Source organism: Streptomyces sp. NRRL S-118 (assembly GCF_000716335.1).
Taxonomy (GTDB): Bacteria; Actinomycetota; Actinomycetes; order Streptomycetales; family Streptomycetaceae; genus Streptomyces.
This window is the reverse complement of record NZ_JOBL01000276.1, coordinates 1-8,146: the sequence shown is the minus strand read 5'-3', so window position 1 is coordinate 8,146 and position 8,146 is coordinate 1. Positions and strand designations below refer to the sequence as shown.

The following is an 8,146-nucleotide window of genomic DNA, read 5'->3' as shown; positions in this document are numbered from 1 at the left end:
CGCCGCGATGGGGCAGGCCCTGAGCCGGTACACCGCCGACTGAACGGTTACCGGCGGGACGGCGGGACGGCCGCTGAGTCGGACCCCCGTCGGCTCCTGCCTGCCGCGCAGGAGGATGACCGCCGGCCCGATCCCCCCGGTCGGTCCGGCCGAGGCCCCGCCGGATCGCCCGGCGGGGCCGTCCGGGCCCCGGAGGGACCCGCCAGGAAGGGACCGGCTGCCCGGCTCAGCCGCCGATGGCCTCCACCTGCCCGCGGTGCAGGTCCGCGCGGGCGACGGGGAGCAGGGGCGTGGTCCGGCGGCGGGGGCGCTCGGCACCACCGGTCAGCGCGACCAGCTCGTCGACACAGGCCAGGGGGTCCTCCTCGGCTGCGGTACGCCGCATCCGGTGCGCGGCACTGCCTTCCGCCAGCGCCCTGTCCGCGAGCTCCCGCACGGCCGGCCAGTCGCCGCACGCCTCGAGCTCGGCGCGGAGCCGGGTCAGCATCGTGCGGATCACCCGGGGCGCGGGCGCGGGCCGACGGGACACCGGGTCGATCAGGTCCCCTTCCAGGCCCGACCGCGCGGCGCGCCACGTCGCCGCCCGCAGCCATTCGTGCCGGCCCCGGCAGCGGGGCGCGGGCTCGTTCGCCAGGCGTGCCCCTGCCCGCATCACCAGGGCCCGGAACAGAGCGGCGACCAGGACGGCGGTCTCGGCCCTGGGCGCGGAGTCGCAGACACGCAGCTCCAGCGTGGGCTGGTGGTCCGAAGGCCGGAGGTCGTAGTAGATCATTCCGGGGTCGTTCACCACACCGGAATCGATGAGCTCGGTCACCGCCGCGTCATAGGCCGCGGCGTCCGCGAAACAGCCCGCCGGGCCGGCGGTGGGCCAGCGCTGCCACAGCATGGTGCGCCAGCTCGCGTACCCGGTGTCCGACCCGTTCCAGAAGGGGGAACTCGCCGAGATCGCCAGGAGGGCCGGTATCCAGGGGCCGATCAGGCACATCATGCGGACGGCGGTGTCCCGGTCCGGCACGTCCGCGTGGACGTGCAGACCGCAGATGAGCTGCTCCTCGGCGACTCTGCCGTACGCGGAGACCATCCGGCGGTAGCGGCCGCCCGGGGTCACCCGTGCCGCGCTCTCGTGGAGGTAGGGCACCGTGCCCGCCGCCGCCACGGCCAGCCCGTGCCGGGACGCGGCGGCCTGCAACTCGCGCCGCGCACTGCTCAGGTCGGCCAGCAGCCCGTCGAGCGTCGCGTGCACCTCGCTGTTGGTTTCCACGGCGGACTGCAGGAGTTCCGTGGTGAAACGCTTGTCCGGCAGGTCGCCGAGAACCGTACCGGCACGCGGGACGAGCTCTCCGGTCTCCACATCGAGTACGTGGAACTCTTCTTCCACCCCGACACGAACCGTCACGGGAACTCCTTGGAGGGTCAGTGTGCGGCGTCACCGCATCTCGGGCCATCGGGTGCCCCGGAAGATCCGGAGCTACGCCTCGAAGCTTCACGGGCGTCACATCCCGCACACCTGGTGCGCCGGGGCATGGCGCCGGGGAGACCCGTCCGGCCGGGATCCGGTGGTCAGCCGCTGCGGTCGCGAGGGGGCATGGGCACCCCGGCGAGGGGCGCGGTGCGGGAGCTCCACGGTGCGGGCCCGAGCCATTCGCAGAGCAGGATGGTGGCGTCGTCCTGGAGCTGCCCGGCGTGGTGCTCGAGGACCGCGCGGATGAGCCGGCGCAGCGTCTCGGGGACGGACAGGTCGCCGGCGTGGTGGCGGACGAGGAAGTCCGTGAAGCGCTCGAGCCCGAATTCCTGGCCGCCGGGCGTCCGCGCTTCGGTGATGCCGTCGGTGTACAGGACGAGGCGGTCACCGGGCTCCAGCTGCTCCTGCCCGACGTGCGTGGGCAGGCCGAGGTCGGTGCCCATCGGGTGGCAGGGCCGGCATTGCAGATGGGTGGTCCAGCGTCCGCCGCGGATGACGAGCGGCGGGTGGTGGCCCCGGCTGACCCAGGTCAGCCGGCCGTTCGAGGTGTCCAGGTCGGCCAGGATGCCGGTGACGTAGCGGCTGGGGCCGAACTGCTCGAGCAGTACCCGTTCGACGGCGTCGCCGAGATCGGCGAGCCCGGTGCCCTGCCGGCGGTGATTGCGGCAGGCGCCCAGCGCGAGGTTGGCGGTCAGGCCGGCCGCGGTGTCGTGGCCCATGGCGTCGAAGACGGACAGGTGGACGAGGTCCTCGGCGGTGGCGTAGTCGTAGGCGTCCCCGCTGACCTGGTACGCCGGTTCCATCACCGCCCCGATGACCACCCGGCCGTCGGCGTACGTGCGCGGCGGCATCAGCTGCCACTGCATCTCTGCGGCCACGTTCATGGGGCTCGTCCGGGCCAGACGGGCGTAGGAGTCGCTCGTGTCCCGGCTGCCGACCACCATCATGGCGACCAGGGCCGCCAGGGCCAGCATGTCCTGCACGGTGTGCTCGTCGTCCACGGCGGCCGTCAGGTGCAGGACCCCCAGCCGCTCGGTGCCGTCCAGCAGGGGGACCCACCGGTGGTGGGCGCCGTCCTTCCCGCCCGCGGGCAGGATCTGGCCGTACTGGTACGCACGCCCGGCGACCGTCCCGTCGACGGTCAGCTCCCTCTCGTACGGCGTGCCGCCCCCGCCGGCGTCCGGGCCGCGCCCGGTCAGCAGCCGGAGGACGTCACGCTGCAGATCGCCGAGGTAGATCCGTACGTCACTGAGCCCGGCGGCCCGCGCGTGTGCCGCGACACGTGAGGGCAGCAGCTCGAAGGGCGTCAGATGGCTCTCGGCCAGCAGCCCGGCGAGCATGCGCCGGGAGCTCTCGTCCCGGTCCGTCACGGCCCCTCTTTCCGTCGGCCGGCATGGGCGGTAGGCCCAGTCCACCCAGTGTGCGCGGTCGCGCCGTCCGCCTGCCCCGGGCGCCGCGGAAGGACGGCGGCCGCGCAGGCCCGCGCGCGGTGGCGGGGCCTGGCGCGTGTCCGTCCCGGTGGGCGTCAGCCCCGTCGGCCTCGCCCGCTGAGCATGTCCCGCAGGCGGTCGACCATGCCGGTGCCCGGCGCGAGGAGCTTGTTCGCCGGCGGAGTGTCCGGAGCGGACGGGTGCGGGCGGGTCGGTGCGGTCCTCTTGGCCGAGCGGACCTTCTCGCCCAGCTCGTCCAGGGCTCCGGCGGAACAGCACTCGACGAGCAGGCCGAAGAGCCGGTTCTCCTCGTCGGCGACGTGCGCGCCGACGGCCGTCCGCAGCCGCGTGATCAGCGTGTCGAACCTGCCGTCACCGGGATCGCAGCCTTCGAGCTCCTTCAGCATGCGCTCGACCTCGCTGTGATCGGCGATCTCCTTGTCGGCGAGGTCGTCTCCTCCGTCGACGTACCGGCGCACCGTCGGGTACAGGTACTCCTCCTCCGCGACCGCGTGCCGGATGAGCTCCATGGTGAGCTCGTCCGCCAGGTCGCGCCGCCTCTCGTCGCCCGCGGGGAGTGCTTCGATCCGCGCGAAGAGCTCCTCCACCTCGCGGTGGTCCGCGGTCAGTTCCTGAATGACGTTTCCGCCATGTCCCATGGTCCGCTCCTTGTCGTTCCTCGTTCGGGGTTGTGCGCGGACCGGCCGTCCCGCTCTCCGTCCGCGTGGGCCGGCCGCGTCTCGCGTGTACCCGTCGGCCGTGTGCGCGCACGCGCCGATCCGGTCGGCAGTCGGCGGTGGGGGTGGCCGGTGGCGCCGCTCGTGTCGGCGCGCCCGGCCGGAGCGTCCGCGGAGCGGCGAGCTGCCGGTGCGGGGCCGGGGGCCGTCACGCGAGCGGCCGGGGACGTCGTCCGCGTACGCACCACCACGTGCTCCTCACTCCGCACGCACGCCGCACGTACGCCGTCGCCGGGCGGTACCGACACAGGGGCGCTGCCTCGGCACCCAGCACGGATACGTCCCACGCGACACGCCGACGGCCTCGCACGGGCGCCGCACTTCACTCCGGTGGCCGAGGGTGAGCGGTGGCACCGCGGCCCCTCGCCGGCGCAGGAGCGGCTCAGCCTTCGACGCCCGTGGCGTCGTGGGCCGCGCCGACGGGCTTGGACTCCGGGGATCCGCGCTGCCTCAGGAAGACGGCGAAGACGGCCATGGAGGCGACGGCCAGCAGTTCGGACTGCCAGTTCTGCAGGGAGCGGCTCCAGAAGTCCGCCGAGGACAGGTAATGGGACCACGTGGTCGGTGCCTGGAGCCGGCGCAGCTGCTGTTCGTTGTAGGCCGCGACACCGGTGATCGACTGGGTCAGCCAGGACAGCAGGAAGATGCCGCCCATGACCAGGCCGAGGGAGCGGGAGAAGACGGTTCCCCGCCAGTCGCGGTGCTTGGCCCAGCGGGGGGATCCGGCCTTGGCGTGCTCTCCGACCATCTGCTCCTCGTCCGACTCGGTGCCGGCCTTGCCGAGCTCCTTGGACTCCGGTGAGCCGCGTTGCAGCAGCCAGACGGTGGCGAAGATGTAGAGGAAGAACTGCAGGTACTCCGACTGCCAGTTCTCGGTGACGTCGACGGCGAAGTCCGACGTCGTCAGGTAGGTGCCGAAGCCGACGGGGGCGAGTCCCTCGGCGACGAGCTCGTTGTTGAACTCGGCGTGCCCGGCCACCGCCTGCCCCATCAGGGCCAGCAGGAACGTGGTGAGGAAGAACAGGCCGAGCCCGTTGTGCCGGAGGAAGCGCCGCAGCCGGTGCTCGTCCGCTGCGGTGCCCTGGCCGGCTTCCGGCGCGGTGCTCATCGGTGCATCAGTCCCAGCGTCATGAAGTACGCCAGACCACCGACGATCACCAGCAGGATCCCGATGAACAGGGTCTTCACGGTCGTCACCCGCCCTTGATCGCGCACTGGTACGGCCGCTCGGGTCGTGGCCGGCAGCCGGCGGCCGTCACCTTCCAGCCGGCGGGAAAGCGCGCCAGGAACACCGTGTCCTGCTCCAGCACCACCCGGGCCTGGTCGCCGTAGACGTCCACCCCCCGTACGGCACCGCCCGCGGTGATCTCCCGCTCCTCGAGGGCGTCGCCGATCGCCTCCGGGCACCCGCTCCTGGCGGACTGCTCCAGCTCTTCCCTGGTGGCGGGTGCGAGCGCCGCGCAGAGCCGCTCACGCTCTCCGGCGTCCAGCGCCTGCTCGAACCGGGTGACTTCGGCGGTGACGTCGTCGCGCCGCTCGGAGGGAGTGCCGCACGCAGCGACCGTGGTGAGGAGCGCCAGCGCCGTGGCCCCTCGGCCGTACCAGCGTCCTCGCATCTCGCCTCCCGGCGGCCTGGGCGGCTGCGTTCCCCTGCCGGTCGATCATGTGCCGTGCGGTTACCCGCTCATGGGACATCCACGCTCACACCTCCGCAACCGGGGGACGGACCGGAGGTCTTTGCGCCCCGCCGCCGGCACGCGAGCCGGTCGGCCCACCCCGGCGGGCCGGTCGGCCCTGTCCCGCGGGCCGCCGGAAGCGGAGTCTGGGCAGTGGATGGAGGAGGTGACAACGACGACCTCCGCTGCCGGGCGCAACGCCACGCGCTCCCGGACCATCCCTGTCCGGCGACCTTCCTGAGGGAGCTCTTCATGATCACCGCAGCGATTCCGGACACCGCGGCCGTCACCTCGTGGGTCGGCGACGCGGTCCTGGCCCCTTCCATGCACAACGCCCAGCCGTGGCGCTTCCGCTGGCAGCCGGACACCGGCGTCCTGCTGCTGGACATGGACCCTTCGCGTGCCATGCCCCGTACCGATCCGGCCGGTCGCGGCCTGCACGTCGGGTGCGGGGCGGCGCTGTTCGATCTGCGCGTGGCCGCGGCACACTCCGGCTGGACGGCGCGCGTACGGCTGCTTCCGGATGCCGCCGGCACGCGGGTGCTGGCCGCGCTCACCTTCGTACGGCCGGCCGAGGAACCGGACCTGGACCTGCTGCACCCGGCGATCCGCCGGCGCCGCACGAACCGGGAGCCGTTCACCAGCGAGCCCGTGGCACCGGAGCTGCGCGACGGCTTGTGCGCCGCCGCGCGGGCGGAGGGAGCCCACCTGTCGTTCCCGGGCACGTGGCACCTCGAAACGGTGCTGGAGCTGATCGCCTCCGCCGAGGCGGCGGAAGCGCTCTCGCCCGCGGTACGGGAGGAGATCGCCCGCTGGACGGCGAGCGGGGACGCGAAGGGGCGCACGGACGGCATCCCCGCGTCCGCCTTCGGCCCGCGCCGGTACGACGGCCGGGCCCCCGTGCGCGACTTCGCCATCGGTTCCCGCCCGCGCGAGCGATCTTCGGCCATCTTCGAACGCCTGCCGTCCCTGGCCGTCCTCGAGACGCACGGTGACACTCCGGCGGACTGGCTCATGGCGGGGCAGGCGATGCAGCGGGTGCTGCTGCAGGCCACCCTGGACGGGCTGGCCACCACGCTCAATTCGCAGGCCGTGGAATGGCCGGCGCTCCGGTGGGCGCTGCGCGACCCGCTGTCCTCCGAGGGACACCCGCAGATGGTGATCCGCCTGGGCTACGGGCCGGAGGTGCCGCCGACCCCGCGCCGGCCCGTGAGTGAGGTACTGGAGGTCACCTGAGCGCGGGGGCACACGGTGACCCTCGCGCACGGGGGGGGGGCCGGCACTCCGGCCACGCGGCGGGCGCAGTCGCCCGGCGTGCTGCGGGGCTCCGTCAGGCATCCGGCAGGACGAGCCGGACCTCGGAGAAGGCGAGGCCGTGCTCGTGGGTCACCACCCCGCACGGACAGCCCAGCGTGACCTGGCGCCAGTCGCAGGTCACGGTCCACGGACCGTCCTGACCGCCGCACCCCGGGCAGCCGACCGTCTCGGCGGTCCACACCCCGGGTGCGGGCCGGACGTGCCGGCGGAATCGGCCGGCGTACCGGACCTGCCAGGGCACCGCCGGCGGCGTGAGCGGGACGGTCCCGGGCGCGCTCGTCGCGGCGAGGGCGCTGAACAGTCCGGCCAGATCGGGGAGCAGGGCTTCGCCCGCTTCGGTCGGCGGCGCCACGCCGTCGTCCCGTCGCGGTGCCGCTCCGTACCGCGGGGCCGCGGCCCCGGCGGGCGGGTTCGGGGCGGCATGCCAGGGCAGCAAGGCGCGGGCCACGGCGGCCAGGAGGGCGGCGGCAGGCGGGCTGACGGCGCCCGCGTCGAGGTGGTGGACGGTGGTGCGGAAGACGCGTTGCAGCCGTCGGTCCCGGTCCGTCGCCCGGGTCCGTGCCGCCGGGCACCGGCGCGCCGGGAGCGGGGCGGTGAGACGGGCCAGGACGGCTGCCGCCAGCTTCGGCGTCCGCGGCGGCGGGACGCCACTGCCCCGAGGCGATGAGGCGCCGGGCCCGCCCGGCCTCCCGGGTGAGCGCACGCGTCGACAGGGGGACCGGCGCTTCTGCGTGCCTGCCGTGCTCGGTGGACATCGTGCCCCGCCCGCCCCTATCGCCCCGGAGGGCATCGTGATCCGCCCCGCGCCCGCTGTGAGCGCCGATGGGCATCCCGCATCGCATCACATGAGCGGTCCGCCCGCACGGCCTGGTCGGCCCGGTCGGCGTCCGGCGCAACCCGCTGGGTTCTGCGCCCCTCTGCGCCGGCCCGGCCGGAAGGAGGAGGCCGAGGAGCTGATGGATGGTCAGAGGCCTTTGCGATTATCGCCGTTGCGGTCCGGCGAGGAGCGCCGGGACAGCTCCACGACCAGCCGTCACGCCGTACGCATGACGGAGCTGCTGGGCGTCACCCGGGGACTCGCGCCGGAAGATGCCTTGGCGAGCGGCCGGAGGCCGCCAGGGACACGAGCTGGGCATGGACATGACCAGGCGAGGGTGACGGAGCCGGCCGCCACGGTCGGTGATGGGGGGCGGCGGGCCGGGACGGCTGCGACACGCCGATTCTTCGCCCATTCAACGGACAGGCTTTCACCCAGATACCAGCCCGAGTGGTGAGCGGCCCGTAGCTGGCTGACGGTAGCCACGTCGCCGCTGCGGTCCCACTAGCAGACAGCACGTCAGCTGACGCAGGCTGCGACGGAAGGATCTCTTCATGCGTTCTGCTCGCACTCTCCTCGCTGCAGTCACCGTCACAGCCGCCCTCACCATCACGGCCCCCAGCGCTTACGCCTTCAGCGCCGGCGACCGGGAGAAGGACGACCACTCCTACAGCAGCAACCACGAGTCGAAGAAGGACGAGGACAAG

The 8,146-nt window shown here is 73.7% G+C and carries 7 protein-coding genes; 1 reads left to right on the top strand and 6 read right to left on the bottom strand.

Annotated elements, in window-relative coordinates; all coding sequences use genetic code 11:
• Positions 1-226 precede the first annotated feature (226 nt).
• The 5 genes from IH00_RS0103165 to IH00_RS0103140 form a co-directional block, all read right to left on the bottom strand.
• Positions 227-1,396: a carboxylate-amine ligase gene (locus IH00_RS0103165; RefSeq protein WP_031069268.1), complete on the bottom strand. Its 1,170-nt coding sequence runs from the start codon at positions 1,394-1,396 to the stop codon at positions 227-229.
• A 164-nt stretch (positions 1,397-1,560) separates the two neighbouring features.
• Positions 1,561-2,802 (bottom strand): PP2C family protein-serine/threonine phosphatase, encoded by a 1,242-nt coding sequence (locus IH00_RS0103160; protein WP_052411150.1) that lies wholly within the window; start codon positions 2,800-2,802, stop codon positions 1,561-1,563.
• Between the two features lie 185 nt (positions 2,803-2,987).
• The gene (locus IH00_RS0103155) at positions 2,988-3,551 is read right to left on the bottom strand and encodes a hemerythrin domain-containing protein (RefSeq protein ID WP_031069265.1); all 564 of its coding nucleotides are present in this window, start codon (positions 3,549-3,551) and stop codon (positions 2,988-2,990) included.
• 460 nt (positions 3,552-4,011) lie between these two features.
• Entirely contained in the window at positions 4,012-4,737 is a 726-nt protein-coding gene (locus IH00_RS0103150; RefSeq protein WP_052411149.1) for a DUF6766 family protein, read from the bottom strand.
• 85 nt (positions 4,738-4,822) lie between these two features.
• On the bottom strand, positions 4,823-5,245 hold the full coding sequence (locus IH00_RS0103140; protein WP_031069259.1) for a hypothetical protein: 423 nt from the start codon (positions 5,243-5,245) through the stop codon (positions 4,823-4,825).
• A gap of 315 nt (positions 5,246-5,560) precedes the next feature.
• On the opposite strand from IH00_RS0103140, the gene IH00_RS0103135 reads away from it, so the two are divergent.
• Entirely contained in the window at positions 5,561-6,541 is a 981-nt protein-coding gene (locus tag IH00_RS0103135) for an Acg family FMN-binding oxidoreductase (protein ID WP_420710853.1), read from the top strand.
• A 94-nt stretch (positions 6,542-6,635) separates the two neighbouring features.
• On the opposite strand, the gene IH00_RS0103130 is transcribed toward IH00_RS0103135, so the two are convergent.
• Positions 6,636-7,325: a hypothetical protein gene (locus tag IH00_RS0103130; RefSeq protein ID WP_031069255.1), complete on the bottom strand. Its 690-nt coding sequence runs from the start codon at positions 7,323-7,325 to the stop codon at positions 6,636-6,638.
• Positions 7,326-8,146: the final 821 nt, after the last annotated feature.